Source organism: Rathayibacter sp. VKM Ac-2857 (assembly GCF_013205025.1).
GTDB lineage: Bacteria > Actinomycetota > Actinomycetes > Actinomycetales > Microbacteriaceae > Rathayibacter.
In genome coordinates this window covers 1,295,874-1,315,969 of the sequence record NZ_JABMLE010000002.1, presented here as the reverse complement: position 1 = coordinate 1,315,969, position 20,096 = coordinate 1,295,874, and the positions used below count along the sequence as shown (strand labels likewise).

Sequence of the window (20,096 nt, the reverse complement as noted above, 5' to 3'; positions counted from 1 at the left end):
TCTCGGTCATCACATCGGTATGGACGGGCTGTGCCGTACAAATCTCTCGGAGGACCGGATGAAGACCTCGAATCGCAAGACGGCATTGCTCGCACTCGCCTCGGCGGCGGCACTGGTCGTTGCCATCGGCGCGCCCAGCACGCTGTCCGCACCCGGCTCATCGAGCGGAGGTGCTGTCATCGTCTCGGACGTCACGAACATCGAATCCCGTTCCGAGGGAGTGATCACGCTTGCGGCAGGCAAGCCCGGCTACACCCTTCTCCGAGACGACTTTCGCTCGAAAGAGACCTGCGAGTCCTACCGGACCCAGTACGTCGTCCGCTTCGCCTATCACCGGGAGTCCTACTGCTCCGAGCGGGAGTCGAATGATCGGCACTGGCTCTGGGTCCGATACGACTACTCGTGCGTCGACCGTGTCGTTCGGCAGACCGTCTAGCGTCCTGGCAGGGGTGGTCATCGTCCTCTGCGCGCTCGCGCCGGTGTCCTGCTCACGAGAGCCGGCTGACGAGAACGGCCATCTGGGCACGGTGGTCGTCGTAGCTCCGGGCTTCTCGGCGGAGGAGTTCGCGTCGCTCTCCGATTCCCTCGCGCGGTCCGGAGTGAGTGCTGCCTTCCTCGATGACGCTTCACTCCTCTCGCAGGAGATCGACTCCTCGCTTTCGGGTGAGCAGATGGCTCTCGTGGCGTTCGGTCATCGCTCGACTCCCGTCTGGGATTCACTCCCGGAGGTGAGCGATCGGCTCAGGTCGGCGGTCTTCGTGAGTGTTCCGTCCGGGCAGAACGTCGAGGTCCAGCTTCTCCATGGATTGCCCATCCTCGATCTGCATTCCCGACAGGATTCAGTGACCGTCTCTGCGCATCAGCGCGTTCACGATGCACTCTCGATTGCAGGCCTTCCCCACGAGATGGTCGTCTACGACGGAGTGCAAGGAGACTTCTTCGCCGCAAGCGGCCGGGCGTTCGATTCTGCTGCGTGGGCGGACGCCGCCGCGCGCATCGTCGAATGGGTGGTCGTGTCCCTCCGGTCGGACGAGCTGAGAGAGGTGCGTCGATCATGATGGAGGAGCAGCTCCTTTCCGCAATCGGCGTGCTCGTCGAGCTGGACGGCGAGTACCGGCTCGTACAGCGGAGATCGCACAGGGAGGCGCAAGTACGGACGGGTGAGTGGATCTCGACGGTCCATCGGCACGGGCTGAGACTCGTCGGCGATCGCCTTCCCGCGGGAAGCGGGGTGATCGCGGCCCTCGGCTCGCTGTCCGGCTCCGACTTCCGGGTCGCGGCCGTACGGCATCACCGCGTGGAGGACGTCTTCGACCGTTCGCCGTCCCTCCGCTCCTCGAAGAGGTCCTCCGTGCAGAGACCGGATCCTGACGCGCGGTCCGCTGCCCGTGAAGCCGAGATGCTCGAGAGCGGAGAGATCGACAGCCGCAGATATCTCCGGGCCGAGGACGGGCGATGGCGGGTGATCGTCTCGGCTGCCGATCCCGAGTCGGTCCGACCACGACTGGAGCCTGTGCACGGCTCAGCGCTGACGCTGGTCGCTTCGCCGTGGAGTCGCGCCGACCTCGATCGAGCGCGAGAGGAGCTGGTCGAGAGGACGATCGCGTGGCAGGTCGCTGCACTCCTGGACGGGACCGACGAGAACGGCCTGTCCGTGATCCGAGCCTCGGTACGTTCCGTCACTCCAGAGATCTCAGCCTGGCTGCGCGGTTTCGCCCGGGGAATGATCGAGCTGCACCCGTTCCTTCACCCGAACGCGGACCCCGATGTGTTCGCGGACGAGAGCGTCCTCTACAGCCACCGCTTCCCGGGCTGAGCTGAGGCCCGGCCGGGCGCCGGAGGGTCAGTGCCCGGCGACGCGGAGCGCGATGTCGCGGCGGTACTGGCCGCCGTCGAGCGTGATCAGGTCGAGGGCGCGGTACGCCCGCTCGCGCGCCTCGGCGAAGTCGGCGCCGAGGGCGACGACGTTGAGCACCCGGCCGCCGGTGGCGACGAAGCGGCCGTCGACGAGCTGGGTCGCGGCGTGCGCGATCGTGACGCCGGGGACCTCGGCCGCCGCCTCCAGGCCGCCGAGCGCGCGGCCGGTCGCGGCGTTCTCGGGGTAGCCCTCGCTGGCGAGCACGACGGTGACGGCGACCTCCTCCGAGAAGGCCGGCCACGGCACGGAGGCGAGCGCGCCGGTCGCCGCAGCGAAGAGCAGCGCGGAGAGGGGCGACACCAGGCGCGGCAGCACGACCTGCGTCTCGGGGTCGCCGAAGCGGGCGTTGAACTCGATCACGCGGATGCCGGCCTCGGTGACGATGAGGCCGCAGTAGAGGAGTCCGACGAACGGGGTGCGCTCGCGCTCGAGCTGGCGGATGGTCGGCATCGCGACGGTGTCGATGACCTCGTCGACGAAGGCGCGCTCGCTCTCCCAGCGGTCGGCGAGCCAGGGGAGCGGGGAGTAGGCGCCCATGCCGCCGGTGTTCGGACCCTCGTCGCCGTCGGCGAGGCGCTTGTAGTCCTGGGCGGGCGAGAGCGGGACGACGTCGTGGCCGTCGGAGAGGAGGAAGAGCGAGACCTCCTGGCCGGCCAGGAACTCCTCGATCAGCACGTCGCCGGACTGCAGCCAGAACTCGGCGTGCGCGACGGCGGCGGTGCGCGACTCGGTCACGAGCACGCCCTTGCCGGCGGCGAGGCCGTCGGCCTTCACCACGTAGGGGGCGCCGAACTCGTCGATGACGCGCGTGGCGTCGACGAGGGTCGAGACGCGCGTCGCCCGGCCGGTGGGGACGCGGGCCATGTCCATCACGCGCTTGGCGAAGGTCTTCGAGCCCTCGAGGGCGGCGGCCGCGCGGTCCGGGCCGAAGGTGGGGATGCGGCGGCGGCGCAGGGCGTCGGCGACTCCCGCGACGAGGGGCGCCTCCGGGCCGATGACGACGAGCTCGATGCCCTGCTCGACCGCGAAGTCGCTGACCAGGCGCGGGCTGTTGGTGTCGAAGTGGATGACCTCGACGTCCCGGGCGATCCCCGCGTTGCCGGGGGCGGCGATGATCTCGTGCGCCTCCTCCTCCGCGAGCAGAGCGGTGATGATGGCGTGCTCACGGGCACCCGAGCCGAGGACGAGGATCTTCACCCTGACAGGATAGGCCCGCCCCGCAATGCCCCCGCCCGGCGCGCGCCCCGTCGCCGTGCGCCCCTCTCCACCTCCGCGAGATGCCACTTGTGCGCGCCTTCTGCGGCGTGTCGCGCTCACAAGTGGCATCTGGCGGAAGTCGGCAGACACGGGGGGCGCCGGGCGGCACGGCAGACTGGACGCATGGCCAAGGGGAAGATCGACGAGGCGACCGGGCAGGACGCCGTGCGGGCGGCGCTCGCCGGCGGGGCCGACCGCAACACGACCGCGACCGCCGTGCGCTTCCTCCTGCAGATCATCGAGACGAACGTGCCGGGCCGCAGCGTCGAGGTCCGCGTGCCGCCGTTCGGCGCCGCGCAGTGCGTCGAGGGCCCGGGCCACACCCGCGGCACGCCCCCGAACGTGATCGAGATGGACGCCGCCACCTGGCTGCCGCTCGCCACCGGCTCGCTGCCCTGGGCGGACGGCCTCGCGAGCGGTCGCATCCACGCCTCGGGCGTGCGCGCCGACCTCTCGCCGTTCCTCCCGCTGCTCCGGCAGCTCTGACCGCGCGTGCAGCGGAGTTAACTTCTCGTAAACGCACCCTCGCCGCTCCGGACCGAGATTGACGGGAGCGGTTTCCTCGGCTTGTCTGGGAAAGTCCCCCTCATGCGGCAGGAGTTCTCTCCGAAAAGCCGCTCGATGCTTGGAGCTCTCCTCTCGATGCGAAGTGAAACACACGGCCGACGCGGCCTCTCCCGACTCGTCTCCGTCGCCGCCGTCAGCGCGGTCGCCGGGGCGGCTCTTCTCGCCGCCGCGCCTGCGCAGGCCGCCGACGAGACCGTCATCGACGTCTACACGATGAACGACTTCCACGGTCACATCGAGTCCGACCCCGCGAGTGGCGAGGCCGGAGCCGCGTCCATCGCGACCGCCTACGCCACCCTCGCCGCGCAGAACCCGGGCGGTTCCACGCTGGTGTCGGCCGGTGACAACGTCAGCGCCTCCCCCTTCGTCTCGGCGGTCGCGGATGACCAGCCGACGATCGACGTCCTCAACCAGATCGGCCTCAGCGCGAGCGCCGTCGGCAACCACGAGTTCGACAAGGGCCGTGCCGACCTCGACGACCGCATCGTCCCGGCCGCCGACTGGGATTACATCTCGTCGAACCTCTTCGAGAAGGGCACGGAGGAGCACGCCTACGCGCCGTACGACCTGCAGACCTTCGACGGTGTGACCGTCGGCTTCATCGGAGCGACCACCGAGGCGCTCCCGACGCTGGTGGACCCGGCCGGCATCGCCACCCTCGACGTGCGCCCGATCGTCGCCTCGGTGAACGCCGTCGCCGACGAGCTGACCGACGGCGACGAGGCCAACGGCGAGGCCGACGTCCTCATGGTCGTCATGCACGAGGGCGGCTCGGACGGAGACTTCGTCGGCGGCGCCACCGTGGACGCCCCCTCCACCTTCGCCGACCCGACGTCGGTGCTCGCGAAGATCGTGAACGGAGTCGGCTCCCGTGCGGACGCGTTCATCACCGGCCACACCCACGCCGTCTACGACCGGACGGTCGACATCGACGGCAAGCTCATCCCGGTCCTCGAGACCGGCGTCTACGGCTCCAACCTCGGCCACGTCAGCGTCACCTACGACAAGGACACCTCCGAGTACTCCGTCACCGGCGATCTGATCCCGCTGGTCGTCGACGGCGCCCTCGTCTACCCGGAGGATCCCGAGGTCGCGGCCACCGTCGCCACGGCCGTCGCCGAGGCGGCTCCGCTGGGCGAGGTCTCGGCCGGCAGCATCACCGGCGACATCTTCCGCGGCAGCGACACCGTCTACGGACCCGTCGACAAGGGCAACGAGAACCGCGCGGCGCAGTCCGCCGCGGGCAACCTCCTCGCCGACGCGATGCTGAGCGAGACCTCGGACATCGGGTCCGAGATCGCCTTCATGAACCCGGGCGGCGTGCGCACCGACCTGCTCTACGCCTCGGGCGGAGCGACCGACCCCGACGGCAACGTCTCCGTGGCTGAGCTGTACACGCTCCAGCCCTTCGGCAACACGATCTTCAGCGGCGTCATGACCGGTGCTCAGATCGAGACGGTGCTGGAGGAGCAGTGGGCGTACGCGGGCCGCGGGGCGGACATCCCCGACCGCGCCACCGACCTGCGCCTCGGCGTCTCGGCCGGCTTCTCCTACACCTACGACCCCACGGCGGCATGGGGCCAGCGCGTCGACGAGATGTTCTATCAGGGTGAGGCGATCACCCCGGACGAGTCGTTCACGGTCGTCGGCCCGAGCTTCTTCTTCTCGGGTGGAGACGGCTTCACCGGCTTCACCGAGGCGTCGTCCGTCGCCGACTCCGGTCGCGGTGACGTGCAGGTCCTCGAGGACTACTTCGCCGAGAACTCGCCGGTCTCGCCCGACACGGCGACCCGCGGTGTCGGCGTGCACGAGACCTCGGCGGAGGGCGCGGACGAGTTCACGTTCGACCTCTCCTCGCTCGACGTGAACAACGTCGATCCTGCGAGCCTCGACACCGAGGTCGTCGTGAGCGTCGACGGCGTCGAGACGTCGCGCGCTCCGATCGACCACACCTTCGCGTCCGACAACGGCGAGCAGGGCAAGGCGACGGTGACCGTCCCGGTCTCCGCCGACCTCGCCGAGGGTGAGCACGAGTTCGCGTTCGCGCTGCCGTCGAACGGCGTCACGCTGAGCTACACCTTCACGGTGACCGAGGACGCCGGCACCACGCCGACCCCGACCCCGACTCCGGAGCCCACCGAGACCGTCATCCCGACGACGCCGGCGACGACGGCTCCTGCCGTGCCCGGCGCCTCGGGCGGGCCGACGAAGCACCTCGCCGCGACCGGCGTCGACGCGACTCCGGCCTTCGCGGCCGGTGCCGCGGCGCTGCTGCTCGGACTCGGCATGACCGTGGCGCGCCTGCGCCGCCGCACCGCCGCGAAGTAGCACTCGCACAGGAGAGGCCCCGCGGTTCGCGCCGCGGGGCCTCTTCCGCGTTCAGGGGACGCGGTGATCACAGGCAGGACCCCTGGAGACGCGAGAACGCCGCCTCCCGCAGGGGGAGACGGCGTCGGAACGCGATGAGGTGCTGTCGCGGAGCGCGAGGCTCAGTGGCGGACGGGGACCTGACGGTATCCGTCGCGGCTGGCGACGAGCACCGTCGACACCGTGCCCCATGCGGCGACGGCACCGAGGACGACGAGGATTGCGATGCTCATGAGTGTTCTGCCTTTCGTTGCTCCGACGTGTCTGCCAGGTTTGGCGATCCATCCGCCGGGATGCTCTGTACAACGTCCACTCTCGGTCCTTCTGTTCCTTAGGACAATCGCACTGTTCTTGCCCTGACGTGTAGCTTTCCTTCATGGACGTGCGACGGCTGGAACTGCTCCGGGAGCTCTCGATGCGGCGCTCGATCACCGCGGTGGCGGCGGCGACGCACCGCACTCCGTCCGCGGTGTCGCAGCAGCTCAAGGTGCTCGAGCGGGAGGCCGGAGTGCCGCTGATCGAGCGCTCGGGCCGCGGCGTCGTCCTCACCGCCGCAGGCCGCGAGCTGGCCCGCAGCGCCACCGAGATCGCGACCGCGCTCGAACGCGCCGACGCGGTCTGGCAGACCTTCAAGAACAACCCGATCGGCGAAGTGACGATCGCGACCTTCCCGACAGCGGGGCAGATGCTGCTGCCGGAGGCGCTCGTCGCGCTGCGCAGCGTCGAGGGGCTCGTGGTGCACTGCGAGGACGCGGACCCGGGGACCGACGAGTTCCTCGACCTCACCGCCGACTTCGACATCGTGCTCGCGCACTCGCCCACCGGCCGCAGCGCCTGGGCCGGGCACGGACTCGCGATGGCCGAGCTGATGGTCGAGCCGCTCGACATCGCGTTGCCGCTCGGCCACCGGCTCGCCGACCGCGCGACCGTGACGGCCGGCGACCTCGTCGGCGAGACCTGGATCGGCGTGCCCGACGGCTTCCCGTTCGAGCGGATCATGCAGGAGATCGAGACCACCTCGGGCGAGCCGGTGCGGGTCGAGCAGCGGTTCGCCTCGACGCGCGTGACGGAGGCGTTCGTCGCGGCCGGCCTCGGCATCGCCGTGGTCCCGCGCTACACCGCGGGCACGGCCGGCATCGTCGTGAAGCCCCTGCGCGGCGTGAACTCCGTGCGGCACATCGTCGCCCTGATGCGCCCGGACCGCGCCGAGCGGCTCTCCGTGCGGACCGTCGTCCGCGAGCTCCGCGCGCAGGCCGGCCGCCTCCTCCACTCCGTCTGACCGCCGCCGCGGAGCCGCGCGTGCGGAGCCGCGATGCGGCGCCCCCTCATGACGGGCCGCGGAGCCGCGAGGCGGCGCCCCTCGTGGCCGGCCGCGGAGCCGCGGCGCGGCGCCCCCTTATTGCTGGTCGAGTAGCCGCGCAGCGGCGTATCGAGACCCGCCCACCGAACGACAGCGGATCTCGATACGCCGACTTCGTCGGCCACTAGATCAACATGCGGCAGACCACCGTCCTGACGACGGTGGATCTCGATACGCCGGCTCCGCCGGCTACTCGATCAGCATGCTGCCGCTCCTCGATCAGCAGAGGGTGCCCCGCTCGCACCGCGCGCTACCCGATCCGCCGCCGCCTCGCCACTCGGCCCGCGCGCGGCCGGGCACGGGGGAGAATGGAGGCATGACCGATCCGCTCGACTCCTCGCCGCGCCCCGACGACGTCGAGATCACCCGCGAGGAGGTCGACGTCCGCCGCTCGCCGCGGGTCTGGCGCATCCTCGCGCTCGGCGCCGGCATCGGCGCGATCGTCGCGTTCGTGCTCACCTTCGCGCTGCCCGAGACCGAGGGCTTCAGCCAGGCGCAGGTGTTCGGCTTCAGCCTGCTGCTGTTCGTCACGATCTTCGGCGGCCTCGCCGCCCTCCTCGTCGTGATCCTCGACCGGGTCGTCGGCCGCCGCGTCGTCCGCGCCACGGCCGAGCGCACGGTCGCCCGTGAGATGGACGCCGACGAGCCGGACGACGAGCCGGACGACGCCCCGGACGAGAACGAGGCGCCCGGCACGGAGCCGGACGCCTCGACGCGCTAGAGACGACGCTCTACAAGCGCAGCGGTCAGCGGCGCTTGCGGCTGCTGCGGCTCGTCGAGCGCGCGGCGTTCTGCGTGGCGCGCTTGGCCTTCTGCGACTTCTTCAGGCGACCCGCGATGAACGTCAGGAGCAGGGGCAGCAGGCGGTAGATCACGGGGACTCCTCGTCTCGGGCGCACGGAGCGGCGCCCCACGATCATGGACGATCCTCCGCCGCAGGGCACCCCGTTGCGCGCATCCGGGCGCTGTGCCTGCCGGATGCGCGCTCTCCCAGCGTCAGCTCAGCTGCGTGCGCTCGACCCAGTCGAGGTACTCGGGCGTGACGGTGCCGGTGACGTACTCGCCCGTGAAGCAGCTCGTCTCGAGGTCGGTGACGTCCGACCCCTCCAGGATCGCCGCCTTCATGTCGGCGACCTCCTGGTAGATCAGGTAGTCGGCGCCGATCGCCTCCGAGATCTCGGGGATCCGGCGGTTGTGCGCGACGAGCTCCTGCCGCGACGGCATGTTGATGCCGTAGACGTGCGGGTAGCGCACCGGCGGCGCCGCCGAGGCGAAGGTGACGCTGTTCGCGCCGGCCGTGCGGGCCATGTCGACGATCTCCTTCGACGTCGTGCCGCGCACGATCGAGTCGTCGACGATCAGCACGTTCTTGCCCTTGAACTCGCTCGACATCGCGTTGAGCTTCTGCCGCACCGACTTCTTGCGCACCGCCTGCCCGGGCATGATGAAGGTCCGGCCGACGTAGCGGTTCTTGTAGAAGCCCTCGCGGTACGGGATGCCGAGCTTCTGCGCGACCTGCATGGCGGCGGGGCGCGAGGAGTCCGGGATCGGCATGACCACGTCGATCGCTCCGCCCGGCGTGTACTCCGCGATGGTGTCGGCCAGGCGGTCGCCGAGGCGCAGCCGGGCCTCGTAGACCGAGATGCCGGAGAGGATCGAGTCGGGGCGCGCGAGGTAGACGTACTCGAACGAGCAGGGGATGAGGCGCGGGTTCTTCGCGCACTGGCGGCTGGTCATCCGGCCGTCGGGCGTGATGAAGATCGCCTCACCGGGAGCGACGTCGCGGACGATCTCGAAGCCCTGCGCCTCGAGGACGAGCGACTCGGAGGCGACCACCCAGTCGTCCGGCCCGTTCACATTGAAGCGGCGGCCGACGATCAGCGGCCGGATGCCGAACGGGTCGCGGAACGCGAGCAGCCCGTGGCCGGCGATGAGCGCGATCGTGGCGTAGGAGCCCTCGACGCGCTCGTGCACGCGGGAGACCGCGTCGAACACCTCGTCCGCGTCGAGGTCGCGGCCCGAGATGGAGGCCTGCAGCTCGTTCGCGAGCACGTTGACCAGCAGCTCGGTGTCGGAGGTGGTGTTGAGGTGGCGGCGGTCGACGGTGAAGAGCTCCTCGGTGAGCTCGCGCGTGTTCGTCAGGTTGCCGTTGTGGATGAGGATGATGCCGTACGGCGCGTTCACGTAGAACGGCTGCGCCTCCTCCTCGCGCTCAGCGTTGCCCTTGGTGGCGTAGCGGACGTGCCCGAGGCCCATCGTGCCGAGCAGCGAGCGCATGTCGCGGGTGCGGAACGCCTCGCGGACCTGCCCCGCCGCCTTCTTGATGTGCAGCGTGCTGCCGTCGGCGGTCGCGATGCCGGTCGAGTCCTGGCCGCGGTGCTGCAGGAGGGAGAGGCTGTCGTAGATGGACTGGTTGACCGGCCCGGAGGACACGATCCCAACGATTCCGCACATGCCGGAGGGGCTCCCAAGGGGATAGCAGGGGGGATTGACGGTCCATCCTGGCACGCGGAGGACGCATCCCCTAACGGTTCGCTCCCGGCGGATCCGCCCGGGCGGGGGCGCTCGGGGGTCGTTGCGTGGGCGGATCGGCCGGCGTCAGCAGCCGATCGAGGAGATGACGTACCCGCCGCCGACGTAGGACGGACCGTGGAAGCCCCAGGCGTTGAGGTCGGTGGCGTTCGCGACTCCGGCGACGAGGGCGGGCTGCGAGCGGCCGGAGTTGTCGAGGTTGCCGCCCCAGGCGTAGACGGTCGCGTTCGAGGCCAGGGCCAGGTAGGTGCCGTCCGTGCTGAACACCTTGGTCAGGGCGACGCCCGCGGGGATCGTCCTCGCCTCCGTGCGATAGGCGTTGCCGGCGGGCTGCGCGGCGAAGAACTGCGCGACCGCTCCCGCCGTGGTGACGTACACGCCGCCGGTGTAGCCGTCGACGGACCAGGCGTGGGTCGTCGCCACGTTCTCCGCGCGCAGGATCCAGCCCGCACCGCCGGGCGACGAGGTGAACGCGGCCCCCTGCGTCCACAGCTCGCCGGAGCCGGTGAGGGCGTACACGGACAGCTGGCCGGCCTGGAACTCGACGATGTCCGCCGGGGCGCCGACCAGGGCGGTGAGCGCGTGGCTGCCGTTCCAGACGCTCACGCTGCCGTCGGCGAGGAGGATCCCGCCGCCGAAGACGAGGGCGCCGTCGGCCCGGCGGTAGCTCCAGGTGCTGATCGCCGACGCCCCGGCGGTGTCCGCGACGACGGTGGCGGCGACCCGGTCGCCCGAGGTCGCGTTGGCCCACCAGTGCAGGCCGGCGCTCGTGACGGCGTAGCTGTAGCCGTCGTTCGACTCCGCGGCGAGGACCGTGCCGGTGACGCCGGTGACGGCCAGGACCGTGAGGGGCCCTGTGCCGGTCCCGGTGCGGAACCACTGGTGGACGGAGTCCGCGCTGACGCCGGCTGCCACGCCGCCGGCGGAGGTGATGCCGGCCTGCACGCAGGTCCAGGTGTCGATGAAGACCATGCCCGTGACCGCGGCTCCGGCGGACGTCAGGGTTCCCGGAGCCGTGACCGGAGCGCCGAGGTTCGCTCCCCAGTAGCGCACCCGGCCGTCGGCGGTCAGCACGGCGGCGTTCCGGCCCGCGCTGGCGGCCACCTCGTCGCCGGAGATCGCCCCGTGGACGCCGTCGACGAGCCCCGGCACGGCGGCGGTGGAGAACGTCGGCCGCTGATTCGCTCCGCCGGGAGAGCGGGTGAGCTCCACCACCTGGCCCGGGCTCGCCCGCACCGTCCCCTGCGCGGAGGCGATCGCCGTCCCGTAGGCGGCCGTGATCGTGTACGAGCCCGCGGAGCCCGAGGCTGTGAACGCCGGCACGGAGACGGCGCCCTCCACGCCGACGGCCACCACGGCGGAGGTGCCGCCGGCGGAGAAGCTCAGTCCGGGCGGGAGCGAGACGGTCACCGAGCCGCCCCTCGCCGCGGGAGACGTGCCGTCGAGGGCCCGGAACAGGACCGTGCCGGCCGGCACGACGTCGCAGCGGACGCTCTCGAAGCCGGTCACGTCGAGCAGGTCGGGCGGTCCGACGGGCTCGGGCGGGGACGAGGCGGAGGCGAGGGGCGAAGAGACGACCGCGGCGACCGTGGGGATCGTCCAGGCGGCGGCCGCCACGATCGAGCGCCGGCGGAGCGGCGAGCCGGACGGGGAGGCGGAGTCGGGCATCAGGATTCCTCAGGGGGCGCGGAGGACGGCGTGGAGCACGATGCCGTCCCGGAGGGAGGGGGACTGCGCCGATCATGGCAACGCAACCATCACCGCGTCTGCTGCGATTCCCAGATCAACCCCTGAAGGGGGTGCGCTGCGGCTGCTCCTCGGGAGCGCGTCTCAGCTGCGGCCGGCCCCGCCGTGCGGGGGCGACTCCTCCGGCTCGGCGAGGGGTCGATCGCGCAGCGACCGCCGCCAGGCGACCTCGTTCTCGAGCTGTCCCGACCTCGCGAAGAGGACGACCTGGTGCGCGCCGGGGAGGGCCTCCGTCAGCGCGGCGCGATCGGCGGGCGTGAAGCCGAGCGTCCGCCAGAAGGCGCCCGAGCGGCGGGAGAACAGCCAGGCCTCGGTGGCCCCGCTCTCCGCGGCCGCTCTCAGCGCGTATCGCGCGAGGGACGTCCCGGCACCCGTCCTCCGGCGATCGGCCGAGACCGCGACACTGCGGATCAGTGCGTGAGCACCGTCTGCACTGAGCTCGAAGCCGGTGCTGCCGCAGATCGTCCCGTCCTCGCGGCGGTCGATCCAGAGCCGGACCGAGTGGTCCTCGAGGCCCGCGAGGGTGAGATCCGCTTCCGAGAGGAAGGCGCGGAGTGCGCCGAGGTCGGCGGGCAGGGCGGGAGCGAGCGGCACGGAGACGATCCTGGCGCAGACGAGGATCGCGAGTCGTCCCCGGCGGATCTCAGCGTCTGCGTGGCGCGGGCCTTCGGTAGGGTCGTCGCGTGAGCAACGAGACGAGCAGCTACGCCCGCGCGGGAGTCGACACGGCGGCCGGCGACCTCGCCGTCGAGCTGATGAAGGCGGCGGTGTCGGCCACCCACGACCGCAACGTGCTCGGGGGAGTCGGCGGGTTCGCCGGCCTCTACGACGTCTCGTTCCTCAAGGACTTCCGGGCGCCGCTGCTCGCGACCTCGACCGACGGTGTCGGCACGAAGGTCGCCATCGCGCAGGCGATCGACAAGCACGACACCATCGGGCAGGACCTCGTCGGCATGGTCGTCGACGACATCGTCGTGGTCGGTGCCCGCCCGCTCTTCATGACCGACTACATCGCCTGCGGCAAGGTCGTCCCCGCGCGTATCGCCGACATCGTCGCAGGGATCGCCCGCGCCTGCTCGGCCACCGGCACGGCGCTGGTCGGCGGCGAGACCGCGGAGCACCCGGGGCTCCTCGGGCCGGACGACTACGACGTGGCGGGTGCCGCCGTCGGCGCGGTCGAGGCGGACGCGGTGCGCGGCGCCGACCGGGTGCGCGACGGCGACCTGGTGATCGCGATGGCCTCCTCCGGACTGCACTCCAACGGCTACTCGCTCGTGCGGCACATCCTCGCCGAGAAGGGGATCCTCTTCACCGACACCTCCGCCGAGCTCGGGGGAGTCGTGGGCGAGGTGCTGCTCGAGCCGACGCGCCTCTACACGGCGCCGCTGCTCCGCGTGCTCGAGGACGAGGCGCTCGGCGCGGGCGTGCACTCCATCAGCCACGTGACCGGCGGCGGGATCGCGGCGAACCTGGCGCGCGTGCTGCCGCGCGGCTCCTGGGTCGAGGTCGAGCGGTCCAGCTGGAGCCCGGCCGAGGTGTTCCGGGCGCTCGCCGCGATGTCGGGGGCGACGCTCGAGAGCACCGAGGGCACCTGGAACCTCGGCATCGGCATGTTCGCCGTGGTCGACGCCGACTCGGCGCCCGCGGTGATCGCGGCGCTCGAGGCGTCGGGCGTGCCGTCCTGGGTCGCGGGGCGCGTGTCGCTGAGCGAGCGCTCGCTCGACGGCTTCGAGCAGGGCGCCAAGGGCGTCGACGGCGGCGCGGTGCGCCTGGTCGGCTCGTACGCGGGCTGACGCGCGGCGGTCCGGCTCGACTTTCGGCTCGTGGAACGCGCCTCGGCTCGTGGGAATCGGCTGTTCCGGCGTGCCGGGGGTGGTCTCGCGTGCCGGAGGTGGGGCGGAGGGCGGGCCCGCGTCAGGCCGGGCGGTGGCGGCTCCGGGACGGTGAGGCGCCCGGGGCGGCGGGCCGCTCGGGCGGACGCAGGCGCTCGGGGGCGTGGGCGCGCTCCCAGGAGTGCTCGTGGCGGGTCAGCAGCCAGGAGCCCCAGGCGCAGAGGAGGAAGGCGGCCGCGGTGGCGAGCAGTGCGGTGATCCAGGTCGCGGCGTCGCGGCTGACCAGCAGGTTCGCGGCGAGGATCAGCACGCCGAACGCGGCGCCGACGCTTGTCCCGGCGATGAAGGCGCCGCTCCGACGGCTCATCGCGCGGACGGTGACCATGCCGGCGATCGCGCCGAGGCCGCCCACCGCGCCGAGGCCGGCACCGGAGGCGACGCCCATCAGCATCCCGAAGCCGACCAGCGCGGACGGGTCGAGCGCTCCGGCGGCGAGCGCGCTCGGGAGATAGAGGGCCAGGGCGACCGCGGCCCCGACCGCGCCGCCGACCAGGACGGCACCGATCAGCAGCGCTGCGGTCACAGAGACGATCCGGGCGACCGGGCGCGCGGATCCTTCGGGTTCGAACATCGCGGCTCCATCGACGCGGACCCGCGGGTCGTTCCGCGGGTGGACTTCGGACACTACGCCTCGGAGCGCCCGCGCGGGGTCGCTGCGGCGGAGTCCTCGTCGTGCGGCCAGCGTCGCAGCGGCGTGCGCGGGGATGACGCAGCGAGGCGGCACCGCTGGGTCGGCACCGCTGGGTCGGCACCGCTGGTCGGCGGGATGCAGTCGTCACCCCGCGGCCGGCACTGCCGGTTCTGCGCCACGGAGCCGGGTGCCGCGGCCGGCGCGGCAGCCCGGGAGTCGCGGGCTCAGCGCCGCAGGGTCTCGCTCGGCAGCTCGCCGAAGCGCTGCGTGTAGTGCTGGGCGAATCGGCCGCCGCTGATGAAGCCCCAGTGCGCGGCCACCTCGCCGACGACGAGGGTCTGCGGCTGCCCGGCGAGCAGCTCGTCGCGGGCGAGGTCGAGGCGGACGCCGCGCAGGTACTGCCGCGGGGTCAGCGCGTAGGCGCGCTGGAAGGCGAGCTGCACGCCGCGCACGGTGAGCCCGGCCGCGTCGGCGATGTCGGCGACGCCGAGGGGGAGGTCGGCGTTCGCGTGCACGAACTCGACCGCCCGCCGCAGCCGCCGGGCGCTCACCGAGGGCGGCGCGGAGGGCAGCGGGACGACGCGGTGCGCGAAGGCCTGCAACACGGCCGTGGCGGCGACCTGCGACGCGGCCTCGCGCTGGAGGGACGAGGGCGCCGTCGGCACCGTGAGGGTGTCGCGGAGGACGCGCACCGCGGCCCACCACGGCGCCGGCGCGTGGGCGAGGGGAGCGAAGCGGATCGGGCCGGGATCGGTGCCGTGCAGCTCGGCGGCGGCGCGCTCGAGGTAGGCGGCGTCGAAGTGGACGAGCGCGTCGCGGTACTCGCTCGTCTCGAAGCCGAACGGGCGCCCGGAGGGGAACATCGCGGGGCGGCCGGCGACCAGGCGGTTCTCATCGCGACCGAGGTCGAGGCTGGCGCGGCCGTCGTTGAGCCAGAGCACCACGTAGACGCCGGTGGGCTCGACCGTGCCGCGGACCGAGCCGAGGAAGGAGGCGGCGTGCAGGCTCACCGGGCCGGGACCGGTCGACGCGTAGCGGTAGGCGAACGGGACGCGGGTCCGCTCGGCGCGGAAGCCCGACCCGTTGTAGCCGCGGGAGTAGAACGCGCGCGCCTCGTCGAGGTCGCGGCCGCGCGTCTCGGAGTGCCACACGGGCGACGGCGCGGCGACGGGGTTCATCGCGGCATCCTCGCAGCGACCACCGACATCGCACTCGACATCGCGGTCGCCGACGCGGTCGGCGCGCTCAGGAGCCGAGCCCCCGGTCGAGCCAGAACAGCCCCAGCGCGGCCACGTCGGAGGTGCCGATGATCGCCCCGGAGCGGACCATCGCGGCCACCTCGGCGTCGGAGAACCACTGCTGGCGCATGTCCTGCTCAGTCTCCTCGCGCTCGGGCTCGCCGTGCTCGAGATCCTCGGCGAGGAAGACGTCGAACGACTGCGCGACGAAGCCGTCGGCCTCGCTGAGGCGGCCGAGCGGGCGGAGCCGCCCCGCGCGCAGACCGGTCTCCTCGCGCAGCTCGGCGCGGGCGAGAGCCTCCGCGTCGCCGCCCGGCGAGCTGTGCGGCCAGCCGCCGGACGGGAACTCCCAGGTGCGGCGGCCGATCGGGTAGCGGTACTGCTCGACCAGCCAGAAGCCGTCGCGCTCCCGCGGGACGATCAGGGCGTAGTCGGCGCGCTCGACGACCGAGTAGACGCCCTCGACGCCGCCGGGCCAGCGCACCTCGTCCTCGCGGACGCGGATCCACGGGGTCTCGTAGGCGACCCGGGTGGACAGCTGCTCGACGCGGCCGTGCTGCTCGGACTGCTCCGCCGATGCGGACTGCTCCGAGCCGGCGGATCGCCCCGCGAGCACAGACTGCTCCGGGAACGCAGAAGCCGCGGGGTCGCTCGACTCGAGCGCCCCCGCGGCGGAGGAGGGATCAGGCACGCTTCTGGTGCTGCTCCTCGACGAGGTCGGTGTCGTCGCCCTCGTCCTCGTCGTCGATCCACTTCGAGTAGTCCGGCTCGTCCGGGTGGCTGAGCTCGCGCTCGAGCGCACTGTAATCGACCGTTGGGCTGAACGACTTCAGCTCCCGAGCGATCTTGGTGTTCTTTGCCTTCTGACGGCCGCGCCCCATGGGTGACCCCCTCACGATGACAGGCCAGACGGGCGGTGAGCCGGCTGGAGAAAAAGAAGCAGACAGGAAGTATGAAATCTAGCCGGTAGTTTAGCAGACGAGGCACCGGCCCCCCTGTGCGCGAGCAGCGGAGCGGGCGGCGCCTCCTTACCGCGTGGGGAGCACCGTGGACAGTGCGCTCGATCCGCGGCCCGTCGTCGTGATCGGCGCCGGTCAGGCGGGGCTCTCGGTCGCGTTCTACCTCCGCCGTTTGGGCCTGCGCCCGGGCGTCGACTTCGCCCTCCTCGACCGCGGGCCGCGCGCCGGCGGTGCCTGGCAGTTCCGCTGGGAGGCGCTCCGGCTCGGCTCCGCGCACCGGGTGCACGACCTGCCCGGGATGGACCGGCTCGGCCTGTCGTTCGCGACCGCCGACCGACGACGGCCCGCGCGCGACGTCGTCACCGAGTACTACGAGGCCTACGAGAGCGCCTACGAGCTCGCGGTGCGGCGGCCTGAGGCGGTGCGCAGCGTCAGCAGTGCGACGACGGGCGACAGGACCGCGCCGCTCGTCGTGGAGACCGACGCCGGCGGCGAGCAGGCGCGGATCCTGGTCAACGCCACCGGGACCTGGGGCTCGCCGTTCCTGCCGTACTACCCGGGTCGCGAGCGATTCGAGGGCGTGCAGATCGACACGACCGAGTACCTGAGCGCCGCCGACTTCGCCGGGCAGCAGGTGATCGTGGTGGGCGGTGGGACCTCCGCGATCGGCTTCCTGCTCGAGCTCGAGCGGGTCGCCCGCTCGCTCACCTGGGCCACGCGGCGTCCGGTCGTGTACCAGGACGGCGAGCAGCTCGCGCTGGAGTCCGCGGTGGAGGCGGTGGCCGAGCAGGACCGCGCGGCGCGGGCCGGGCGCGCGCTGCCGAGCATCGTCGGCGGCACCGGGGTGCAGCGCACGCGGCGCGTGGTGGCGGGGATCGAGCGCGGCGTGCTGCACGAGCGCGGCATGTTCTCGTCGATGGAGCCGCACGGCGTGCGCTGGCCCGACGGCTCCTACACCCGCGCCGACGCGATCATCTGGGCGACCGGATTCCGCCCGGAGCTGCGTCACCTCGCTCCGCTCGGGCTGCGCGAGCGGGAGGGCGGAGTCGCGGTCGTGGACGGCGCCTCGCTCACCGACCCCCGCGTGTTCTTCGCGGGCTACGGGCCGACGGCGTCGACGATCGGCGCCAACCGCTCGGGCCGGCGCATCGCCCGCGCGGTCGTGGCGCGGCTGTCCTGACGGCGGGGCGTCCGGCGCAGGCGGATCTCGATACGGCCGCCGCGCGGCCTACTCGATCAGCATGGACCGCTTCGCGGGCTGCTCACTCCGCAATGACGGCGTGGACCGCTTCGCGGGCTGTCCGATCGGCAAGGGCGCGGCGCCCGGCGCAGCGGTGCGCTTGCATGCTGGTCGAGTAGCCCTGCAGGGGCGTATCGAGACCCGCCGTTGTCGGGACGGTGGTCTGCAGGGCCCATGTCCTGGTGGTGGTGGATCTCGATACGCCCGCTGCGCGGGCTACTCGATCAGCAAAGGGGACGGCGCGGTCCGCTGCGCGGGCCGCTCGTTCGGCGAGGGCCGCTGGGTCGGCAGGAAGAGCGGAGCCTTCGCCGCTCAGTGGGCGTCGCGCCAGTCGATGGGGACGACGGAGCCGCGGTAGCGGATCCCGTCGACGCGGATCGAGCCGGCGAGGGCGGGCGTGATCGGGGCGACGACGAGCGTCCCGCCGCCGGGGGCGAGGCCGAGCGCGGCCGAGAGCACGGCGATCGAGGCGGCCGCCGACCACGCCTGCGGGCGGCAGGCGGCGGGGTACGGCACGGGCTCCGCCACCTCGGCCGCGGCGTCGCCGGAGTGCAGCTCGGGCATCCGGTAGCCGAAGCCCTCGGCGGCGGCGAGCAGTCCGCGGGACAGCGCGGTCGCCTCCGCTCCGAAGCCCTCGCGGGCGAGCCCCGTCACGGCGATCGCGGTGTCGTGGGCCCAGACCGAGCCGCCGTGGTAGGAGAGCGGCCAGTAGCCGCCGGAGTCGGTCGACAGAGTGCGCAGCCCGTAGCCCGAGTCGAGCTCGGGGGAGCCGAGCAGCTGCGCCACGCGGGCCGCCTGCTCCGGCTGCAGGATCCCGGTGCCGAGCAGGTGCCCGATGTTGCTGGTGACGGTGTCGACCGGGCGCTTGGCCGCGTCCAGGGCGATCGCCGGATGCCCGCCGTCCGCGTCGTCGATCCAGAAGGCGCCGGTGAAGCGGTCCTTGAGTGCGGCGGCGTACGCCCGCCACTGCGCTCCGTCCCGGCCGAAGTGCTCGAGCAGCGCCGCGCCGCCGACCGCCGCCTCGTGGGCGTAGGCCTGCACCTCGCAGAGCGCGATCGGACCCTCGGCCAGGCTGCCGTCGCGCCACTGGATCGAGTCGCCCGAGTCCTTCCAGCCCTGGTTCGCGAGGCCGTGGCCGGTGGTGTCGACGTACTCGAGGAACCCGTCGCCGTCGGAATCGCCCTCGTCGCGGAGCCAGCGCAGCGCCGCCTCGAGCGCCGGGAGCAGCGCCTCGACCTCGGCGTCAGCGAGCCCCCAGCGCCAGGCGTCGTGCAGCAGGCAGACCCAGAGCGCGGTCGCGTCGACGGTGCCGAAGTAGAGCGGCGGCAGCGAGACGCCCTCGCCCGGGATCTCGAGCGTCGTCGAGCGCAGCTCGTGCATGATCTTGCCCGGCTGCTCGGCCGTCTCGGCGACGTGCTCGGTGCCCTGCAGCCCCGCCAGGACCCGCAGCGTCGAGCCGGCCAGCTCGGTGCCGAGCGGGAGGAGCATCCGCGCGGCCCAGAGCGAGTCGCGGCCGAACAGCGTGAAGAACCACGGCGCGCCGGCGGCGAGGAACGGCTCATCCGGCCGCTCGAGGGTCACCATCCGCAGGGCGTCGAGGTCATCGAGGGCGGCGCGGCACCAGGAGGCGAGCCGCGAGTCGCCGGCCTCGACCACGGCGCCCGACCACTCCGCGGGGCCGGGGGCGGCGCCGACGACGGCCGCGGAGTCGGTCATCGCGATGCTCCAGGACACCTCGACCGCGCCGCGGGCCGGGACGACAACGTTCCAGGAGAGCGTGCCACCGGACGAGACCGCGGCGCCCTCGGCACGCACCTCGGCTCGGGCGCCCGCGTGCGTCCAGACCAGGGAGGAGCCGTCGACGGCGGTCGCCACAGCGGTCTCGTCGCGCAGCCCTGCCTTCACCACGTGCACAAGCGAGAAGTCGGGGTCGAGCTCGAGCTCGACCGTGGTGGCGACGGAGTCGGGCAGCGCCGACTCGAGGCGGATCCGCTCCTCGAGCCCACCGGCGGTGACCGTGCGGAGGCGCACGACGCGTAGGCGCGGGTCGGCGGCGTCGTCGTCGAGGTGGCGCGCGAGGGCGGTGAAGCGCGCGGAGGAGGCGCCGTCGCGGCCGACCGCGATCGATTCCAGCGGCTCTCCGCCGACGAGCAGGCGCAGGCCCGCCAGCACTCGCACGTCGCCGTGGTAGAGCCCGTGCGCGGGCAGGGCGCCGAGCTCGCCGGCGTCGTCGCTCCAGAGCTGGGTGGGCGCCCGGAGCAGGACGACGGCGTCGTTCAGCAGGGGCTGCCGGGGCGGGCGGGGGCGGTCGTCGCGGTCGGTCGTCACGGTCGACTCCTCACTGGATCGTCGGTACTGGAGCGTACGGCCGGTTGACAGCGCCGTCGCC

At 72.6% G+C, this 20,096-nt stretch carries 19 protein-coding genes; 9 read left to right on the top strand and 10 right to left on the bottom strand.

All coding sequences use genetic code 11. The annotated features are described in order from the left end of the window. Positions 1-58 precede the first annotated feature (58 nt). Genes HQQ86_RS13140 through HQQ86_RS13130 form a run of 3 tightly spaced genes read left to right on the top strand, consistent with a single transcriptional unit; the run spans position 59 to position 1,816 of the window. The gene (locus HQQ86_RS13140) at positions 59-436 is read left to right on the top strand and encodes a hypothetical protein (RefSeq protein WP_173288642.1); all 378 of its coding nucleotides are present in this window, start codon (positions 59-61) and stop codon (positions 434-436) included. 13 nt (positions 437-449) lie between these two features. Then, positions 450-1,058, top strand: coding sequence for a dienelactone hydrolase family protein (locus HQQ86_RS22085; protein WP_173288641.1), 609 nt, complete (start codon positions 450-452; stop codon positions 1,056-1,058). Continuing rightward, a complete protein-coding gene (locus HQQ86_RS13130; protein ID WP_173288640.1) occupies positions 1,055-1,816 on the top strand; it encodes a hypothetical protein in 762 nt (253 codons plus the stop codon). The genes HQQ86_RS22085 and HQQ86_RS13130 overlap by 4 nt, the downstream gene beginning before the upstream one ends. A gap of 27 nt (positions 1,817-1,843) precedes the next feature. Here the strand turns inward: HQQ86_RS13130 and purD are convergent, their stop codons facing one another. Continuing rightward, entirely contained in the window at positions 1,844-3,115 is a 1,272-nt protein-coding gene (purD, locus tag HQQ86_RS13125) for a phosphoribosylamine--glycine ligase (protein ID WP_173288639.1), read from the bottom strand. A 183-nt stretch (positions 3,116-3,298) separates the two neighbouring features. Between purD and HQQ86_RS13120 the strand changes: the two genes are divergently transcribed. From HQQ86_RS13120 to HQQ86_RS13105, 4 genes are all read left to right on the top strand, one after another. Continuing rightward, positions 3,299-3,661: a sterol carrier family protein gene (locus tag HQQ86_RS13120; protein WP_173288638.1), complete on the top strand. Its 363-nt coding sequence runs from the start codon at positions 3,299-3,301 to the stop codon at positions 3,659-3,661. 156 nt (positions 3,662-3,817) lie between these two features. After that, positions 3,818-6,070, top strand: coding sequence for a bifunctional UDP-sugar hydrolase/5'-nucleotidase (locus HQQ86_RS13115; protein WP_173288637.1), 2,253 nt, complete (start codon positions 3,818-3,820; stop codon positions 6,068-6,070). 415 nt (positions 6,071-6,485) lie between these two features. Then, entirely contained in the window at positions 6,486-7,388 is a 903-nt protein-coding gene (locus tag HQQ86_RS13110) for a LysR family transcriptional regulator (RefSeq protein ID WP_173288636.1), read from the top strand. A gap of 397 nt (positions 7,389-7,785) precedes the next feature. Continuing rightward, entirely contained in the window at positions 7,786-8,190 is a 405-nt protein-coding gene (locus HQQ86_RS13105; RefSeq protein WP_173288635.1) for a hypothetical protein, read from the top strand. A gap of 25 nt (positions 8,191-8,215) precedes the next feature. On the opposite strand, the gene HQQ86_RS21800 is transcribed toward HQQ86_RS13105, so the two are convergent. The 4 genes from HQQ86_RS21800 to HQQ86_RS13090 form a co-directional block, all read right to left on the bottom strand. Beyond that, entirely contained in the window at positions 8,216-8,344 is a 129-nt protein-coding gene (locus tag HQQ86_RS21800; RefSeq protein ID WP_260303555.1) for a hypothetical protein, read from the bottom strand. Between the two features lie 121 nt (positions 8,345-8,465). Further along, positions 8,466-9,923, bottom strand: a complete 1,458-nt coding sequence (gene purF / locus HQQ86_RS13100; protein ID WP_173288634.1) for an amidophosphoribosyltransferase — start codon at positions 9,921-9,923, stop codon at positions 8,466-8,468. A 144-nt stretch (positions 9,924-10,067) separates the two neighbouring features. Beyond that, positions 10,068-11,669 (bottom strand): hypothetical protein, encoded by a 1,602-nt coding sequence (locus tag HQQ86_RS13095; protein ID WP_173288633.1) that lies wholly within the window; start codon positions 11,667-11,669, stop codon positions 10,068-10,070. Positions 11,670-11,831: 162 nt separating this feature from the next. After that, complete coding sequence (locus HQQ86_RS13090; protein ID WP_173288632.1) at positions 11,832-12,341, bottom strand: GNAT family N-acetyltransferase; 510 nt, start codon at positions 12,339-12,341, stop codon at positions 11,832-11,834. Positions 12,342-12,430: 89 nt separating this feature from the next. Here HQQ86_RS13090 and purM point away from each other — a divergent pair, with 89 nt between their 5' ends. Then, the gene (gene purM / locus HQQ86_RS13085; RefSeq protein WP_173288631.1) at positions 12,431-13,540 is read left to right on the top strand and encodes a phosphoribosylformylglycinamidine cyclo-ligase; all 1,110 of its coding nucleotides are present in this window, start codon (positions 12,431-12,433) and stop codon (positions 13,538-13,540) included. Between the two features lie 121 nt (positions 13,541-13,661). Here the strand turns inward: purM and HQQ86_RS13080 are convergent, their stop codons facing one another. From HQQ86_RS13080 to HQQ86_RS13065, 4 genes are all read right to left on the bottom strand, one after another. Then, positions 13,662-14,210: a hypothetical protein gene (locus HQQ86_RS13080; RefSeq protein ID WP_173288630.1), complete on the bottom strand. Its 549-nt coding sequence runs from the start codon at positions 14,208-14,210 to the stop codon at positions 13,662-13,664. Between the two features lie 284 nt (positions 14,211-14,494). Then, positions 14,495-15,448 (bottom strand): AraC family transcriptional regulator, encoded by a 954-nt coding sequence (locus tag HQQ86_RS13075; protein ID WP_173288629.1) that lies wholly within the window; start codon positions 15,446-15,448, stop codon positions 14,495-14,497. Between the two features lie 67 nt (positions 15,449-15,515). Beyond that, positions 15,516-16,199: an NUDIX domain-containing protein gene (locus HQQ86_RS13070; protein ID WP_367948641.1), complete on the bottom strand. Its 684-nt coding sequence runs from the start codon at positions 16,197-16,199 to the stop codon at positions 15,516-15,518. Further along, the gene (locus HQQ86_RS13065) at positions 16,192-16,389 is read right to left on the bottom strand and encodes a DUF3073 domain-containing protein (RefSeq protein WP_123448069.1); all 198 of its coding nucleotides are present in this window, start codon (positions 16,387-16,389) and stop codon (positions 16,192-16,194) included. Before HQQ86_RS13065 ends, HQQ86_RS13070 begins: the two co-directional genes overlap by 8 nt. Before the next feature lie 154 nt (positions 16,390-16,543). Here HQQ86_RS13065 and HQQ86_RS13060 point away from each other — a divergent pair, with 154 nt between their 5' ends. Next, entirely contained in the window at positions 16,544-17,647 is a 1,104-nt protein-coding gene (locus tag HQQ86_RS13060) for an NAD(P)/FAD-dependent oxidoreductase (protein WP_173288628.1), read from the top strand. A gap of 372 nt (positions 17,648-18,019) precedes the next feature. Here HQQ86_RS13060 and HQQ86_RS13055 read toward each other — a convergent pair whose 3' ends face one another. After that, entirely contained in the window at positions 18,020-20,035 is a 2,016-nt protein-coding gene (locus HQQ86_RS13055; RefSeq protein WP_367948640.1) for a glycogen debranching N-terminal domain-containing protein, read from the bottom strand. Positions 20,036-20,096 lie beyond the last annotated feature (61 nt).